13 protein-coding genes are annotated in these 16,655 nt (G+C 40.0%); all 13 read right to left on the reverse strand.

Going from position 1 to position 16,655, the window contains the following annotated elements; genetic code table 11:
* Positions 1-253: 253 nt before the first annotated feature.
* On the reverse strand, positions 254-5,026 hold the full coding sequence (locus tag Gferi_RS10895) for a M20/M25/M40 family metallo-hydrolase (protein ID WP_069976354.1): 4,773 nt from the start codon (positions 5,024-5,026) through the stop codon (positions 254-256).
* Between the two features lie 280 nt (positions 5,027-5,306).
* Positions 5,307-5,666 (reverse strand): hypothetical protein, encoded by a 360-nt coding sequence (locus tag Gferi_RS10900; RefSeq protein ID WP_069976356.1) that lies wholly within the window; start codon positions 5,664-5,666, stop codon positions 5,307-5,309.
* Between the two features lie 397 nt (positions 5,667-6,063).
* A complete protein-coding gene (locus Gferi_RS10905) occupies positions 6,064-6,591 on the reverse strand; it encodes a VanZ family protein (RefSeq protein ID WP_069976358.1) in 528 nt (175 codons plus the stop codon).
* Between the two features lie 186 nt (positions 6,592-6,777).
* On the reverse strand, positions 6,778-7,680 hold the full coding sequence (locus Gferi_RS10910; RefSeq protein ID WP_069976361.1) for a DMT family transporter: 903 nt from the start codon (positions 7,678-7,680) through the stop codon (positions 6,778-6,780).
* A gap of 15 nt (positions 7,681-7,695) precedes the next feature.
* The gene (locus Gferi_RS10915; protein ID WP_156782379.1) at positions 7,696-8,874 is read right to left on the reverse strand and encodes a hypothetical protein; all 1,179 of its coding nucleotides are present in this window, start codon (positions 8,872-8,874) and stop codon (positions 7,696-7,698) included.
* 136 nt (positions 8,875-9,010) lie between these two features.
* Positions 9,011-9,364: an LPP leucine zipper domain-containing protein gene (locus Gferi_RS10920; RefSeq protein WP_069976365.1), complete on the reverse strand. Its 354-nt coding sequence runs from the start codon at positions 9,362-9,364 to the stop codon at positions 9,011-9,013.
* 153 nt (positions 9,365-9,517) lie between these two features.
* Positions 9,518-11,254, reverse strand: coding sequence for a phospho-sugar mutase (locus Gferi_RS10925; protein ID WP_069976368.1), 1,737 nt, complete (start codon positions 11,252-11,254; stop codon positions 9,518-9,520).
* A 27-nt stretch (positions 11,255-11,281) separates the two neighbouring features.
* Positions 11,282-12,190 (reverse strand): GDP-mannose 4,6-dehydratase, encoded by a 909-nt coding sequence (locus Gferi_RS10930; protein WP_069976369.1) that lies wholly within the window; start codon positions 12,188-12,190, stop codon positions 11,282-11,284.
* A 182-nt stretch (positions 12,191-12,372) separates the two neighbouring features.
* Positions 12,373-12,807 carry a 3-hydroxyacyl-ACP dehydratase FabZ gene (gene fabZ, locus Gferi_RS10935; RefSeq protein WP_069976371.1) on the reverse strand — a complete coding sequence of 145 codons (435 nt, stop codon included), beginning with the start codon at positions 12,805-12,807 and terminating at the stop codon, positions 12,373-12,375.
* Positions 12,808-12,901: 94 nt separating this feature from the next.
* Positions 12,902-13,267 (reverse strand): rod-binding protein, encoded by a 366-nt coding sequence (locus tag Gferi_RS10940; protein WP_069976373.1) that lies wholly within the window; start codon positions 13,265-13,267, stop codon positions 12,902-12,904.
* Between the two features lie 64 nt (positions 13,268-13,331).
* Entirely contained in the window at positions 13,332-14,123 is a 792-nt protein-coding gene (gene flgG / locus Gferi_RS10945) for a flagellar basal-body rod protein FlgG (protein ID WP_069976374.1), read from the reverse strand.
* A gap of 161 nt (positions 14,124-14,284) precedes the next feature.
* On the reverse strand, positions 14,285-15,361 hold the full coding sequence (locus Gferi_RS10950; RefSeq protein WP_069976376.1) for a flagellar hook-basal body protein: 1,077 nt from the start codon (positions 15,359-15,361) through the stop codon (positions 14,285-14,287).
* Between the two features lie 124 nt (positions 15,362-15,485).
* Positions 15,486-16,517: a rod shape-determining protein gene (mreB, locus tag Gferi_RS10955; protein ID WP_069976378.1), complete on the reverse strand. Its 1,032-nt coding sequence runs from the start codon at positions 16,515-16,517 to the stop codon at positions 15,486-15,488.
* Positions 16,518-16,655 lie beyond the last annotated feature (138 nt).

Here is a 16,655-nt window from a genome sequence, read left to right on the forward strand (position 1 = left end):
TTCCACCCTATCATTATATCATGGGACTTCTGGAAAAGGTACCCTGCTCAGGAAAGTTTCAGATATCTGTAAAAAATGCAAAAATAGGGGCTGTTGCACAACAAAAGAATAGTGCGTCACAACAGGGTCGCGGACGACCACAGGTCGCCCCTACTATTTATCTTTGTAGGGACGACCTGTGGTCGTCCGTAGGATGAATTATCTGAAGAATCCTTAGGTCGCACTAATCTACTTTTGCGACACTCCCTATTTTTTATTTTAATGCATTCATAATCACTGTGACCGCTTCTGCTCTTGTCGCTTTTCCACTGGGGCGGAAGCTATCATCCGGATAACCGTTGATAATTTCTTGCGCTGTAATAGTATCCACTGCATTTACAGCCCATGCTGAAATGTCTTTACTGTCTGTAAACGCCTTAACAGTAGCAGCACTTTCCAGCTTAGCAGCTTTTACGATCATGGCAGCCATTTGCTCTCTGGTAATCATGTCATTTGGTCTAAATTTGTCTGCGTCATAGCCGCTTACAATACCATATGCAGCTGCTGTAGCAATATAATCTTTTGCCCAGTGATTGAAGGTGTCTGTAAATATTGTGCCTGATTTTTGCTCCAATTTAAAGGCTTTTACAAGCACTGTAGCAAACTCTGCCCTAGTAATGTGATCATTGGGCCTGAAGGTCTGATCTGGATATCCAGTGATAGCACCGGCTCCAATAAGCTTTAGGATATTTGCCTCTGCCCAGTGTCCCTTAATGTCTGTTATCTCAGTCGCCTGAGCAGGTTCGTCCGCTGCCTCTGCTGCTTTTTCTACTGCCAATACAGCAAACTTTGTAAAATGATCTGTTTCACCAGCTACTTTCCCAGCTTCAAAATCTATCTCTATGTTGTCTAGTTTTATCCATTCCTTTTTATCCTCGTTGAACCAGAACAATGCTAATTCATGTTTTTGCGCATCATATTGACCTTTATCAAATGGCAATATAATTTTCACAGCCTTTTTGAAATTCTCCGAAAGGTTTTTGTTGATCTCATAAATCTTGCTAAGCAGCTTCATATTTGCCGGTACCGATAAGCCGGATGGATTTCCTATAACGCTTACAGTCACTACAAAGTCATGATCAAGTCCATTGGCCGGGAAGACCAGTCTTACTCCATTCAGTGTTACGGTTGCTCCTGCAGCCCCATTGACTGCAGCCTTTGGTGTGGAGCTGCTTCCACCACCTCCACCCCCACTGCCGCCTCCACTTGGAGGGTCTGTTACAGGGGTTACGGTACCTGGTATTGCATCATAGATAGCATTTGCCAACATCCTAAATTGATGATGGGGATGAGCTCTATTGGCAATATGATTGGCAAACAATGTAATCTTTGCATCTTCTACCTGATCTTGGATAATATAAGCCTTTCCTTTGACCAAATGATTGTTTGGCCACCAACCTGCTTTGAAATAATCATCTTCATTGCTGATACGTGCTAATACTCTAGCCTTTTCGGGTATGCTTTCAATCCATGAACCGGATTTATTGTATAACACCTCATTCTCATTATAGTTTCCTGTAATCACACTATCAGTGTCTACACTGGCTCTTAATACCCCTTCATGACTGCTTCCGGTTCGTCCCCTGGATAAACCTGGAAGCAACCCTGAAGCGGCCATTGAATTAATTGCATTTCCGCCTACGCCCACATAGGAGGTTCCAGATTGAATGAGCCCCTTAATAATACTATTATTTGCATTTCCTGATTCATCTACGATAACATTTGCTTCATTATAATTGACCGGATGGAAACCTAAAAACTTTAAAACAAAGGTAAGCTCACTGCCAAAAGCTGCTACCTTCGGCTGCTTTAGAAGCTTAAGCGCAGCATTTCCTACATAAGGAGCCAACTCTAAATAATAGTGATCTTTAAGCGCTTCTAAATCCTCTTTATTTACTACAAAATCCCCTTTTACAAAATCATCACCATTGGAATACACCATCTGAACCGGTTTATTCCCAGCTAACAATACATTTACTGCTTTAATTGCATCATTATTTGTATTTCGAATAACCAGCTTCTCTACATTCCATGGAATATCAGTTTTCGGAATCGTAACGGTTGAAACCTTTTGCATTTTGCCTTGGAAAGCGCCTTCTGCTCTAATCTCATATTTGTCGAAACCCCTTAGATCAGGAAATGAACTTGTAACTTCTGCATACATAGCCGGCCAGTCAGAGAAATCAGAACCATCATATAGTAAGGTATTTGCGTAGCCACGTTTTGCTTGATGCATAGGGATGACAAAACTTCCAACCGGATAGGTTTGATTTCCTACTGTAACATCTGTAGTCGTTCTTTCTACCTTTACACCATTTCTTAAGAAATATTGGGCCATTTCATAGGCTGCCAATGGATTCTTTTGCAGTTCTTTTTCTACAGGGATTACATAATAGTCTGGGAAGAAGTTTGCATGCTCACCTCTTGGTCTTCCTATTTTTTCACCTTTTGCATTTATATAATGGGAGTCTACCGGATTTGCCGCATCTATTCCCTCTACGCCGCGTCTATATATTTCTAATTGGTTTTTAAACAGTTTATCCTTATTCTCCAAGACATAATCGATTGATCCTAAACCGGCATATACCACAGCATCATTAGAATCTTGATTTAGTTCAGGCATTTCGATAGTATGTCCCATGGCTCCATGAATCATTGCATACATCGCACCGTAAATAGGCGCTGAATCATCCCAGCCTGAACCGTAATCATATTTAGGAATAATATAACCCGTATATTTCGTATTACTAACTCCGGCTTTGCCCATTGCGTGGGCATGGTCTATCATTCCATTCATCAATAGATCGTATTCGTAGTTTGGATCATGGGGCGGCGTACATGGCTCAATTAGAAAATCAGATACAAAGCCATGCAAATCGTTGAAAATCATTGGAGACCATTTTGCTATTTCTTCGGCAACGGCTACAGTTTCTATCTGCATTTGATAACTCATATCCCTATTCGGATCAAATCCATGAACTGTAGTTCTTGTATTGTGATATCTTCCATCCGGATTATGGGCAAAGTTAAATAGTATAATAAAGTTATCCAATATCTCTTCTACACTAAGCTTTACTTCTACTTCCGTACCTTTCTTCACGGTATTAAATGCTATCTCATCCTGTGTTGCCAGCATTTCAAGCAAATCTATTTGAGCATCGATTCCCGGTGCTTCGTCCGAGTGCATATTATTAAACCAAATAGCAGGTTTATGCTTGTCTGCTGCGCCTTGATCAATCATCTTTATCAATGCAGCCGGGTTTTCCAGCATCAACGGCAATGTTTCATTTTGATATCTGCCAATATCTGTTTCCTCTTTTGCAAGGATTACAAAGGGAATATCTCTTCCTTCAAAGGATTTTCCAAGAGATTTATACACTAAATATCGATTATCCTTTGCTAATCCAAATATTCTATTGATTGCCGGAACGATCTCATCATAAGTATGGTAGGAATCATAAGCATTTAACTTCATAACAGTTTTTGCAACTGCTTTTGTGGCAACATCTCCTATTGCAAGGTTATACTCGCCTAATAATTCAGGATATCTCGTTCTTGGATTTGGCCTGCCTTGCAAGTTCGTAGTCCCATAGGGTAAATCAAATTTAATAATAGCTCTTACTACACTCTCGTCTATGTATGGCTCTTTTATAAAGCTAATAAAGGAAGGTCCTGTATATCCTCCGCTGGATGACTGGAAGGATTTCCATGCCGAAAGCGGTAACCCGCCAAAAGCCCACTCCAGATTGTCCAAGGTTGGAGCATACCCCAAATTAGCTGATACCTCTACTTCCCTAGCCTCTGACATAGATAATAAGTTCGTACTTGTTTTAATACCAATAAAGCTGTCTTCATCTGCCGGCGGTGTAATCTCCTTTAAGAAATGATACAATAAAGTAGTGAATGTATATAATCTTTCTTCCACTCTTCCGGGAAATTCTTCCATCAGGAAATCAAGATCATCTTTTTCATTATGAAATATGGTGCCGTGCTTTTCGGTTTGCGTATAGCCATCCAATTCGCCTATTTCCCAGTTGGTTGCTTCAAAATAGGTCCATGGAATACCTGCAGCTTGGAATGGTACATGATCACTAAATGGTCCGGTTGTACCCACAGGATACTCAGGATTGTGTCCGGGATTTGTTTCTACATTAAGTCCTAATGAAGCTGCAAGTGCTAATACCTGGTCTCTCACCCATCCTTTCGGGCCAAGGTCTCCATAAGCATACATCTTATCTCCGGCAACTACACTGTCTAAGTTAATCATCGCCACCGTATTAGCAATCTCATCTTCTGTCATTTGGGATACATAGTAGCTAGATCCTCTCAAACCTACTTCTTCAGCGCCAAAGGCAACGAATTTGATGGTATAAGTTGTATCTATACCCTTTAGCATCTCAGCAGCTCCCAGCATCACTGCCACACCAGATGCATTATCATCAGCCCCTGTTCCCCTGCTCACTGAATCATAGTGTGCTCCTACGATTACTTGTTTCGAAGACTTACCGGGTTTTACTGCAATAATATTGTCAGATGCCCTGGTTGCACCGCTGCGAACATAAGTAAAAGGCTGTACGGTAGTGCTGTATCCTAGTTCATTTTTCAATACATTTACAATATAGTCCCTTGCTTCTGCTTCTTTTTCAGTACTTGCTACTCTCGCACCAATTTTTTTTGATAAGCCGTAAACATGTTCATAGACACTGCCTGTAACCGTTACTATATTCTCCGACAGCAACGAATTTATGGAAAAAGAGCTCAATCCCCCTGCGCCATTTTCCTCAAAGCCTTTTTCCATCTCCTCATGGACTTGTACCGCTCCAAAAGGATTTTGGTACACCATGGGCTCAAAGCCTAGTTCTTGTACATCATATCCTCTATCACTATCTGGAAAAAGTACTGCCGGTTCCATAGCAAAAGCTGTAGGAATCAGTAATGATAGGGTCAGTACGATAACAATAAACTGAGTCCATCTTTTTTTGTACATAATATTCCCCCTTTATGAATTTTTCATCAACTGTAGTTGTACAGATGACAAATATTAAAAACTATCTTTGTATCCCACCCGAAAATTACATAAGTTTATGGATCACAATTGAAACCTGAGCACGGATAGCCTTTCCCCCCGTTACAAAGGTAGATCCGCCCTTTACAAACAAATTTATCTCCATGTCCTTGCAGCCCATGAAAACATTCCTTCTTTGCCCTCAAAGTTCAATACAACAGCAGTAGCAGCTTGTCCTTCATACGCTTTCAGCCTGTCCCTTTTAGAATACAAAATCTCTTTTATATATGCTCTCCCCTTCTATCTTCCATCCCCCAAAGTCAGTTTTAAGTGCGATACCAAAATTTTTATTCTCTTTATTCATCTCTACAGTCCCTTCTACAAAAGCAATCTTTCTCTCGTGCTGTATTTCAATCCTGATAATTTCTAGTAGTCTTCCTAAATCTTTGTCATATTCCGGGTGAATCAAAAAATAGTTCAATGGTACCTCTCTTTGAAATGATGTATCTAAATAACTGTACATCATCAATCGGTCTCTTTTATAAAAGGCTTCATAAAAAGAAAATATAGTGCTTTTTATCTGCTCTTCATAATTTCTGACATCACGAATCTTTCCCTCCATAACTTTTCTCCTCATCCAATAATAATCTGTTCATCGGCCTTTTTGCTCATTACTTTTTCATTCCATCTCCCAGTACTGCTGATAATTAACTGTCTGTCCCCATTGTTTTGGAACCATCTTTAAAGAAAAAATAAGCAATCTAAGATTTATTTTTATTATATTAAAAAATCAAGCCTGTACTTGTCATAATTTGATTTATAAATTTCAGATTATTTCGACACTAATTTTGTTTTTATGTTTACTCTATAGCCGGTTGCGTTAATCGACAAAAAAAATTACCTGTGTTTTCGTAAACAAAGGTAATTCTACATTTTATATATATTTTTGTCGATTATATCTCAAATTTTTTATAGGCTCTTACCGCCCACTTCTATTCTTTCTCTTCGGTCTATATTCCCTATTTACTGCTCTTTGCCTTTACCGCACTTATCCCCTTTACAATCATAATAATACAGATGACAATGACCGTCCCTATAAACGCGCCTACACCATCAATGATTACATCATTCAGTGAGGATATTCTACCGACAAACCCTTGATTAAACTCATCAAGCACTGCTATTGCAACAGGCAGACTCGCCCCAAGCAGAAAACCGATGAAAATTTTTCCTGAATAGATATATCCAAAGCTGCTGCACAGAATCCCCAGAACAAAGTAGATGCCAAAATGTGCGCTCTTCCGCACTACTGCATTGGAGGTTTTGTACCTGCCCATCAGCAATACATCCTTTATTAGACTTTCTCCCTTTTGGTAGATGCGGCTATCCGTTATATCAAAAATTTCATTTGCTTTTCTTAGTATTCTTACTGCCATGCTGGATTGACTATGTGATATATTGGGCGGCTGGGATGAAAAGTAGAATATCATAACGGTCCACAGTATAAATACAAGAAAAAATATTATTCCTAAGTGCTTTCTGCGCATGCCTCTCCTATAACCTTCTCTCAATTATTCTATTGATATATCTTTCTATTTCTTTAATAATTTCTTCATTTAGCTTTTAATTTATCCTTATCTTTGCTATTTCACGGGCTTTTCTATTTCCTCCTGTTTGAAACCGTAGCATCCCATCATTTGTTCAATTCAAACCGTCCCTAAATTTAATGCCGCCTATTCATTCAACAATGCTTTATTTTCCGGTTTAATTTCCTGTCCCCATGTAATGGACAGGTAGATTCCGAAAACAATCATCACACTTCCGACAATCTGCCATAAACTAGGATGTTCAGCAAACAGAAGGATCGCCCATACAGTAGCGAACACCGGTTCTCCCAATACAGCAGTCGATACAAAGGCAGCCTTAACATAGGCCAGTGCCCAATTGAAAATGCTGTGTCCCAGGATGGTACAAAATATTGCCAATGCTAAGAAAATGAACCATTCCCTTAAAGGGTAAGGATGGAGTGGGATTCCTGCTCCCAAAACAAAAATCATCAAGGTCACAAAACAACTGCTATAAACTAAGAAAGTATAGGTTGTCACAGACATGTGCTGCCGCACAGCCCTGCCAATCATCATGTATCCTGCTACAAAAAATGCCCCTGCAAGGGCCAGCAAATCTCCGAACAATACATGATTCCCTAAGGCAGAATCTCCCATGGAAATGATGATGCCTCCACCTAAAGCGATTCCAACACATAAAACTGTCTTTTTCGAAACCTTCTCTTTTAAAATTAAAACACTTCCCAATAGTATAAAAACAGGGTGGGTATTCACCAATACTGCAGAGCTTGCAATAGATGTATATTTGATGGAGGTAATCCAAGTAGCAAAATGGAGGGCTAAAAAGACGCCGCTAAGTATGCAAATCCCTAGACTCCTTTTATCAATCTCCTTTATCTCTTGTCTTTTTGACCGGATTACCGAGGGTGCCAGCAGCAGGATGGTAAATCCTAAACGATAGGCCGCGATGATTAAAGACGGTGCTGTAGAATATTTGATAAAGATTGAAGAAAAAGAGACAAAAATTACGCCGATTAAAACCGCCCACTGGGGATTTAGTTTTTTTCCCATAATGATACCTCCTTATTAATACTCATGATCTGCAAGGAATTCAAAAAAGTCACCATAGTCACTTTGCACGAATTCATAGAGCAGGGGACGATTGAGACGCAATCTTTCTTCCAGTTGTATAAGCTTATTAAAAGGTTCCTGTGTAAAATAACCTTCCAACTCTTTAATTTTTTCTTCCGAATAGGCTGCTACCAGCAGCTGATCTTCATCTGTTAAATAGTATATTCCGTAAACATCTTCATTCAAATAATAGATGGGACTTTTCACATGGTCGTTGGTAGGATTAAATTCAGTGAAAAGATAACTTCCCTCATAAGCATGCTTCATGGCATGAGGCTTATCTGTATCTAACTGTTGAATGCATGCATCTGAATCTTCAACATAATAGATGGAGATATATTCTGGCTTTGTTAACCCAAAAGCTGCCTCCATAGCAGTAATATTCATAGTAGAACGTACTTCTGCACGGGTCACCTTAAGCCCGTCTTTCGTCTTTCCAATTCTGATCTCACTGAGGATCATCTTATATTGGTTTTTTTCATCAATGATAGATTCTGTCAGATACGCTGTCCCTTCACTATCTTCTATCGTTTCCGTTACATTCTTTAAAAGGGTTCCCGGTGTTTCTACAATTCGATAATTCTCATTTTCACAGGCAGAAAGGTAATTTAAAGCCTCGTAGTCACCACCAACCGCACGCATCACGAAATAATTAACTAGCTGCATGGGCATTTCCAAGGGTTCACAGATTTTATTCCATAGAAGGCTAATCTCATCAGAAGAAAGGGTGACCTTTTCCTGAAGAGCAAAATCATACTCTGCTAAAGGGTCCGGCAGATTTTCTTTAAAGGTATTATTTCGCTTGATGAACTCTCTTAAAAGATATCTGGCCTCCCGCTCTGTAATCCAAACCAATTCTCCACCTAGACCTCCCATCATCCTAGCTGTCTGAAACCCTATCTCTTCTTCTGTAGGTGCCAGCACGCCGACATAGTCATCTAATCCGTACTCTTCTGCATCCAGATGGAAGAATTGGGCAAAGAGCTGTTCATCCTCGGTCATCCATTTGATTCGTAATCCCAGCACACCCATTAAACGGGTATTGGTCACATGAGCCTCTAGAAATTGATGTTTCTTTATCACTCCTACGGTTTTATTTCCGACAATCACTTTAAATTTTCTTTTATTCATCATGGTCTCCTTATATCATCAACAAGTATCGATATGCACTGTACTTTGTTATACTTTTTATTTTATTCAAATCTATTATACACTATTTCTGACCGCAGAGAAAAAGATACGTTTTCCAAACGTATCTCTTGATCAAATCTTATAGTATTTTTCTGGCCTTCAGTCTGCGGATAGCCTCTTCATGAGAGCCGTACATGGATGCGATGGTATCCAGCCGGTCATTCATTTCGTTTTGTTCTGCCTTCATAGACGCAATGTCTTTCTTCATACTGTCAACATCTTCCTTCAGCACACGTACATCTTCCTTCAGTACGCGTACATCTTCCTTCAGTACGCGTACATCTTCTTTTAGTACACGTACATCTTCCTTTAATACGCGTACATCTTCCTTCAGTACATCTACATCTGCCTGTATGTTGTCTACTTTCTTCCCTAGGGTGTCAATCATACCTACGATCTGATTCAAGGTATGCTGCAGATCTTGATCGGTCATTGGTATTCCTCCCCTTTTTCTTTCGTTATTTGTATTTCATCTTAGGAACTTGTATCCATATTATATCATTTATATATTTTTCATGAAAGATTTATCGCTCTATAAATATACTCCTGTGCTGGCTATTTTCTCGGAACGATCGCTGATCGTTCCCTACAGCATAGAATGAATGATATCCATAACACCATATTTAAACACCTGCAGTTGTGCTTTAGCATCTTCTAAAGATTTTCCAACCACTGAGAAATATATCTTAATTTTGGGTTCTGTACCGGATGGACGTACACAGAACCATGATCCGTCCTCCATGGTAAAGTGGAGTACATCAGATTGAGGCAAAGTGAGGTCTTCTTCCCTATTCTCAAAAAGATTGTATTCTTTTCTATATTCATAGTCTCTTAGAAGCTTTACTTTTTTATCTCCAATGCTCTTAGGTGTATTCTCTCTTAACTGATTTAATATACTGAGGATCTTTTCCATCCCTTCTTTCCCCTTTAGGGTGATGGATGTCAACCCTTCCTGATAATAACCATACTTCTCAAATAGCGCCAACAACCCATCATATAGGGTCATATCCTTGGTTTTATAGTAGGCTGCCATTTCACAGATCAAAAGGGCGGCAATGACAGCATCTTTATCCCTGACAAAAGTACCTGCCAGATAGCCATAGCTTTCCTCATACCCGAAAACAAATTCTTTTTCTCCTGTTTTCTCAAACTCCTTAATCTTTTCTCCAATAAACTTAAAGCCTGTTAGCGTGTCCAAGGTAGCCATGCCGTAGCTTCTGGCAATCTCCGCACCCATTTCGCTGGTTACAATGGTTTTAACCACTACCCCATTTACCGGAAGCTTCTTTCTTTCTTCCATAGCAGATAGAATATAATCTATTAATAAAGCACCGGTTTGATTACCTGTTAATATCTCATAATCCCCTTGCTTGTTCTGTACTACGGCACCAATCCGATCACAATCAGGGTCTGTTCCAATGATGACATCAGGTTTTACGGTTTCTGTTAAGTCTAGGGCTAGCGTAAAGGCTTCATGTTCCTCAGGATTCGGTGATTTTACTGTAGTAAAATTCGGATCTGGCAATTCCTGCTCTGGGACAACAAAAATATTTTCGAAACCAGCTTCCCTTAGCACCCTTCTTACTGCCATGTTTCCAGTTCCGTGAAGGGGTGTGTAAATGACCTTAAGATCTGTTCCTAACTGATGGATTAGCTCCGGTCTCAGAACAAGCGACTTCACACGTTCGATATATTTTTGATCGATTTCTTCTCCAATAATCTGCAGCAGTCCTTTCTCTAAGGCTTCTCGCTTAGATAGATAAGGTACTGTACTATAGTCATGAATTTGTTGTATTTTTTCGATGACTTTTTCTGCATCCTCCGGCACCAGCTGTCCCCCGTCTTCTCCATATACCTTATAACCATTATATTCCGGAGGATTGTGACTGGCCGTAACTACGATCCCACCGGCACAGCCCAGCTCGCGTATTGCAAAAGACAGCTCCGGCGTAGTACGCAATGCATCAAACAGATAGGCTTTTATTCCGTTGGCACACAATACAAGGGCAGCTTCTTCAGCAAACTCCGGAGACTTATGGCGGGAGTCATAAGCGATCACTACGCCCTTTTCCTTTGCACTTTCAACCGATTCTATTAAATATTCTCCGAAGCCCTGGGTAGCTCTCCGAACGGTGTAAATATTCATCCGGTTGGTGCCGGCACCGATCACCCCTCGCAGTCCTCCGGTCCCAAATTCCAAATCCCTGTAGAATCTCTCCTCTATTTCCTTTTCCTCTCCTTCAATTCCTTTTAATTCTTTCTTTATTTCTTGATCAAAATATGGATTTCTTAGCCATTCTTCATAAATTTCTCTATAATTCATCTATTTTTACCTCCTCATCTCCAGATCTTATTCCTCTGACTGAAGCATTTCTTCCAGACCTGCTGCAAGGCTGTAGCGAGGTGTCCAATCCAACTGCATCATTGCTTTTCGATTATCCAGTATGCTGTGGGGTATATCTCCCGGGCGCTCTGGCCTATATTGGACGTCACCCTGAAAACCGAGCAGCTGTTTCATCACATCGAACAGCTGGTTAACTGTGGTTTTTTCATTCGTACTAATGTTAAAGGTTTCATTATCTCCCTGGGTTAAAGCCTTCAGATTGGCTTGGGCCACATCTCCTACGTAAATATAATCACGAGTCTGACTCCCATCACCAAAGATGATTGGAGACTGCCCTATTTTCATCAAGTGTTGAAAAATTGCTACAACCCCACCTTCTCCCTCGTAGGCCTGCCGCGGTCCATATACGTTGGCATAGCGGAAGATGGTGTGTTTTAGATCATAAAGGCTGCTATATACCCGGATATACTGCTCCGGCGTGTATTTTGAGATACCGTAATAAGACATGGGGCAAATGTTATGCTTTTCATCAACAGGCAAATAGGCTGGTTCGCCGTATACGGCTGCCGAAGAGGGGTATATAATTTTCTGAATGCCGTACCGGATACAGTTTTCCAAAATATTTATTGTTCCTAGAATATTAATTTCCCCATCCAGTCTTGGTTCTTTTATTGATTTTTGTATATCAATTTGCGCTGCATGATGTACGACGAACGTTGGTTTTTCTTTTTCAAAAACTTCCTGAACGGATTCACTTCTAATATCCATATGATAAAAGGTGGCAGATTTATTCACATTTTCCATTTTACCAGTTGATAAATTATCTATGATGATAACTTGAAAGCCTTGATTTATAAGCAGATCTGCCACATGGGATCCTATAAAGCCCGCACCACCGGTTACCAATACCTTCATGTACTTCTTCCTCTTTTCTATGTAAATTTATCCTGTATTAATAGTCTCACTCCCTATTATACCATGAAGCCTATGTAAAAAATCATAAAAAAAGAGCAATAAAAAGTTTAGCTTCTTATTACTCTTCCAAGTTATATTTTCCGGAGCAACGCCGGTATCAATTCCTACAAAGTAGCCTTTATTTATTCAGGTGTATTTACCAGTGCAAACATTAATATACCTTTGCAGGCCACCTCATCACCTACATAAGCCACTGCCTGTGCCTTGCCGATATTCCGCTTTACAGCGATCATCTCCACTTCCATTCTTAAGGTATCTCCCGGAATTACTTGTCTTTTGAAACGCAGCTCATCAATCCCCGTAAATACACCCAGTTTTCCTTTATTTGCTTCCAGACACAGCATAGATGCAGCACCAACCTGCGCCATTGCTTCTACGATCAATACCCCCGGCATGATAGGATTCCCTGGAAAATGACCTTGGAAAAAGGGTTCATTAATCGTTACATTTTTAATGCCCACAGCCTTCTTCCCAGGTTCTAGTTCTACGATTCTGTCCACTAGTAAAAATGGATATCGATGGGGGATAATTTTTTGAATATCTACATTGTTTAGCATTTGATTCACTCCTTTTTACATATACCGCTTTATATATACAATTAAATAAAGGGGTATCAAACCCCTTCTGAATTATTAAAGATTTTTTTAGTTTTTATTCTTCATTCTCTATCTTTTTGATTTTCATTGTCTTAGACAGTTGCCCATACATCTGTTTAGCCAATCCAATTCCTTGCCCTTTAGCAATCTCATCTGCTATTTTTTCATCAAACATACCTTCAAAAATCTCTCTTGGGTAGCTTCGCTCAATAAAACCGCCTTCCGGAATGGCGTTGCGCATATTTTTCAAAAGCATATTGACAAATACAGATTCAAACTGCCGGCAGGCATCCATCAGCTTCTTTTCATCCTGATTTTTTTGTGCCTGTTCTAATAGATTTTTAAATTCTTCTGTCTTTACTTCGTCCTTTTTACTTTTAGCATCGATTTGATTGACCGGTAAATTCCCATCGATTTTCATTTGCTTCTCTCCCTAGTTTTTGATTCGCCACATCATCCAACTTTTATATTAAGCAAAAACTCTGCTATCTTCTTAAATTATTCGCCTGTTCAAGCATTTGATCTGCAGTCTGAATAGATTTTGAATTAATTTCATAAGCTCTTTGAGCAGTAATCAGCTTGATCATCTCTTCTACTACCTGTACATTCGAAGTTTCCAAAAAGCCCTGTATAACCTTTCCTGCTTCTCCTTCAATTGCCTCTATAGCTTCTCCCGATGCAGTTGTTTGTGCATATAGGTTTTTTCCTATACTCTGCAATCCTGCTGGGTTTGCAAATGTCACCAGGGATAACTGCCCCAGTTCTTCAGCCTCTTCTTCCCCTTTTCGTTTAACAGTAATCATGCCATTTTGAGAAACCATGATGTCTGCAATATCCGCACCCAACTCAACATCTCCTGCATCGCTTTGTACAAAATAGCCCTCTGATGTAACCAGTCTTGCCTCGTCATCCAGGATACTCAGTTTAAAGCTTCCATCCCTTGTATAAAACAAATTGTCATTTTCATCTCTTACCATAAAGAAGCCATCTCCCTCAATAGCAAAATCCAGACTGCTATTCGTTTGCTCAAAATTTCCCGCTATAAAGGAGCGCGTAGTTGCGATAGGCATTACTCCATGGCCTACTTCCAGGTTTACCGGTTTTCCTTCTCCCATATCCAAATTGGTTCTGCTAAGTGTTTCATATAAAAGATCCTTAAATTCTACCCGTTGTTTCTTAAAGCCAGTTGTATTTACATTGGCTAAGTTGTTGGAAATCGTATCTACGTTTAGCTGCTGGGCTTTCATTCCAGATGCAGCGGTCCAAAGTGCACGCATGTTTTTTCCTCCTTTTAGGTTATATGTCGTAAATGGATCATTTTATGTTAAAATTTTTATATAAAAAATTGCAATACATCCGCTGCGCCACGGGAACGGTTCCTCAGGCACATAAAAAACGTATGTACCGGACGAACCGTCCCCATGACTCCGCTATCCTGTTACACTTTCCCGACTTCATTTACTACTTTCTGTAATGTATCATCATAGGCTTTGATCATTTTTTGGTTGGATTCATAGTTTCGGAAGAGAGTAATCATTTCAATCATCTCTTTGACTGCATCTACATTGGAATTTTCTAGAAATCCCTGCAGTACTTGTCCTGTAAACGGCGGTCCTTCCGGCTCAGTGCCGGCAGCCATCTTGTACAGATTGCCGCCTTCCTTGCGTAAGTCCTTCAGGTTTTCTATATCGATAATGTTCAGCTGCCCCATCCATTCATCATCTGCAAAGATATCTCCTTTTTCCGATACAGCCACCTTTGTTCCATCAATGACGATGGGACCATTGTTGCCCAATACTCTATATCCTTCTGCAGTCACCAGTTCATGGTTCCCATTGATCTTGAAAGAACCATCACGGGTATAAGATACCCCTTCCGGTGTTTCTATCTGGAAGAATCCCCTGCCCTTTAATGCAAAATCCAGCTGGTTGTCTGTCTCGAAAATTTGGCCTTGATCAAAATTTATTTCTATTTTATCCAGTCTGACACCTGAATTCAGTGTTCCAATTATTGGCGGTGGTGCCAGCATAACCAGATTATCAACGATATTTCCGTCTACCAATACCTGACCTCTTTCATTTACCTCTACCGCTGCATTTCCTGCGTATACAGGTCCTCTATTGCCAAGTACCAAATATCCTGCTGATGTATCGATATTCCCGTCCTGATCTCGATAATACGTACTTAAATAGCCATCCTCATTAACGGCAAAATTCAGCATTTTTTCATAGCTGACACCGCTTAATGTCTTCGTTCTAAAGAACCCTCCTGTGGTACTTAGCTGATAAGCACCATTCTCTTCTTGATTTACCTCTACACCCTTGAATCCTTCTCTTCCTGTATAATCCACCGGGGAATTAATTTTTTTAATCAGTACCTCCGGAAAGGTTTCTGAAATAACCAAATCCTTCTTATATCCAGTGGTATTGATATTGGCAAGGTTATTGGTGATAACATCCATTTTCTTATTATTCGTCGTCATTGCTGATGTAGCTGTATAAAGGCCTCTTAACATAAGATTTCAACTCCTTTTATGCTGTAAGCATAGTCCGTATTATTAATTTCGGCATTTTTCTCTCTATTCTTTAATACAACTTTAAAATAAAAGCTACCGATTTTATTTACCGGTAGCTTTTTGACTATCTTAATCTTCTAAAATTCCTGCTGCTCATCATGCTTTTTTCTAATATGTGGATTGACTCAAGAGACATGCCGGTTCCCTTTGCTACACAAGATACCGCATCCTCAGCGATATAAGTAGTAATACCCGTTCTCTTTTCAATAAGTTTATTTAATCCATTCAACAGGGAGCCTCCACCGGTCATGACAATTCCCCGGTCACTAATATCCGCTGCTAACTCCGGTGGTGTTTTTTCTAAAACAGAATGGACAGCATCTGCAATAGCAGTCACCGGTTCTTCTAATGCCTCTAGCATTTCTTCCGAAGTAACGGTAATCGTTTTTGGCAGTCCGGATACCAAGTCTCTTCCCCGACATTCCCTGGTTGCATTCTGGACTCTTGGGTAGGCCGTTCCAATGCTGATCTTAAGGTCTTCAGCAGTTCTTTCCCCAATTAAAAGATTATGCTTCTTGCGCATATATCTCACGATTGACTCATCAAACTTATCTCCTGCTACCTTGATCGATTCACTTACCACAATTCCTCCAAGGGAAATCACTGCAATATCTGCAGTTCCTCCACCAATATCCACTACCATATTTCCGTCAGGTTTAGAGATATCCAGCCCAGCACCAATAGCAGCTGCAATTGGCTCTTCAATTAAATAAGTGATTCCTCCGCCTGCTTCTGTAGTGGCATCAATAACGGCTCTTTTTTCTACCTCTGTAACACCGCTGGGTACACATACGATGATCTTTGGTTTAAAAAATCTTCTTTTTCCACAGGTTTTATGGATAAAATACCTTAGCATTCTCTCTGTTACTTCGTAATCAGAAATCACACCATCCTTTAAAGGACGAATTGCAACAATATTCCCCGGCGTTCTTCCTAACATTCTTCTGGCTTCTACACCTACTGCCAAAAGGTGGTTGCTGTTTTTATCAATGGCCACCACAGAGGGCTCTTGAAGTACGATTCCCTTACCCTTTATAAATACCAATACACTGGCTGTTCCTAAGTCAATACCTATTTCCGCACCCAATCCAAACATTTCTCATCACCTTCCATTTAACCTACCGCTTCATTCAAATAGCGATTTTATTTATCTTAATTTGACAATATTCATAGCCTCAAACAGTATTCATATTCTACATTGTTTTGCTAATTCCTCTATTTCCAGAAAAATTTA

Origin of the sequence: Geosporobacter ferrireducens (assembly GCF_001750685.1) — a bacterium.
GTDB classification, from domain to species: domain Bacteria; phylum Bacillota; class Clostridia; order Peptostreptococcales; family Thermotaleaceae; genus Geosporobacter; species Geosporobacter ferrireducens.